Origin of the sequence: Pseudoflavonifractor sp. 60, from assembly GCF_009911645.1 — a bacterium.
Classification (GTDB): domain Bacteria; phylum Bacillota; class Clostridia; order Oscillospirales; family Oscillospiraceae; genus Lawsonibacter.
Genome location: NZ_QWKI01000348.1, coordinates 1 through 1,307, shown reverse-complemented (window position 1 = coordinate 1,307; position 1,307 = coordinate 1). Strand labels below are relative to the sequence as shown.

1 pseudogene is annotated in these 1,307 nt (G+C 61.8%); it reads left to right on the top strand.

Annotated elements, in window-relative coordinates:
- Positions 1-1,307 (top strand): annotated as a pseudogene (locus D1646_RS22330) (hypothetical protein); the annotation flags it as partial.

Below are 1,307 nucleotides of genomic sequence, written 5' to 3'. Positions count from 1 at the left end.
GAGGCCGGCTTCGGTGAGTACACCCGGGAGTTTACCGCCGCCGACTTCAAGCCCGGCGACATTATGAGCATGAGCGGACACTGCTGGATCTGCCTGGGCACCTGCGAGGACGGCAGCATTGTCATTGCCCACTCCACCCCCTCTGACAGCAAGAACGGTCAGGGCGGCGGCGGCATCCAGATTTCCGGCGTCAGCGACAAGCCCAACAGCCAGGCCTATCAGCTGGCCAAGTACTACATGGAGAAGTACTATCCTGAGTGGAGCTCCCGGTACGACGCCGTCCAGCGGGGCATGAGCTATGTCACCAACATCAGCAACAGCAACAACGGAAAATTCTCCTGGACCATCGGCAGCGCCGGCCTCACCGACCCGGACGGCTTCCGGGATATGAGCGCGGAGCAGGTCCTGGCCGAGCTGTTCGGCGAGAAGGCCGACATCCCCACTGCGGAGCCCGAGAAGCCCCTGGCCGACGGTACTTACTCCAACGTGGTCTATGTGGGCGTGGAGGGCTACGGCACCTTCGCCTGCATGGAGAGCTCCCGCTTTGACACCGTGATCCCCAAGGAGGACATGATCCACCGCTTCTTCGCGGACGGCGTCACCGGTACCGCCAAGGTGTCTGCGGACAACAACTACGCCCTCCAGAACCTGATGAACGAGGGCTATGTGTACAATATCACCGTCTCTGACGGCGTGGTGGTGGCCGCCTCTGAGGCCAACGGCGTGGAGGGCACTGTCTCCAACGCCTCCGCCTCCAGTATTACCGTCAACGGCAGAAGCATTCCCATGAACGGCGGCACCAAGCTCTACCACATCGACCCCAAAACCGGCGGCGCTGTGGTCCAGCCCATCACCCTGACCTCCATCCTGGGCAAAACTGTAAAGGTCTATGGCAATCCCGCCCAGGTGGTCTACCAGACCTTTGTGGCGGAGCCCTACGAGGCCCCCGTCAGCGGGACCCCCGGCCAGCGCACAGTGAAGAACTATCTGGCCACCGCCCTGGAGCCCGTGGGCACCGCTCTGTATGTCTATGGCGGCACCTGGGACTGGCAGGATGTGGCCTCCAGCCCCCAGGGACGGACCATCGGCATCCCCCAGACCTGGATCGACTTCTTCCAGCAGCAGGACGCCAATTTCAGCTACCGCAATGACAACGACTACACCAGCACCACCTATCAGTTCGGCCTGTGGAATCAGTATCACTACGCCGGCGTGGACTGCTCCGGCTACGTGGGCTGGAGTGTGTACAATGTGATGAACACCCAGTCCGGTATGGCTGACACCGACTACTATGTGGGCGGAGCAAA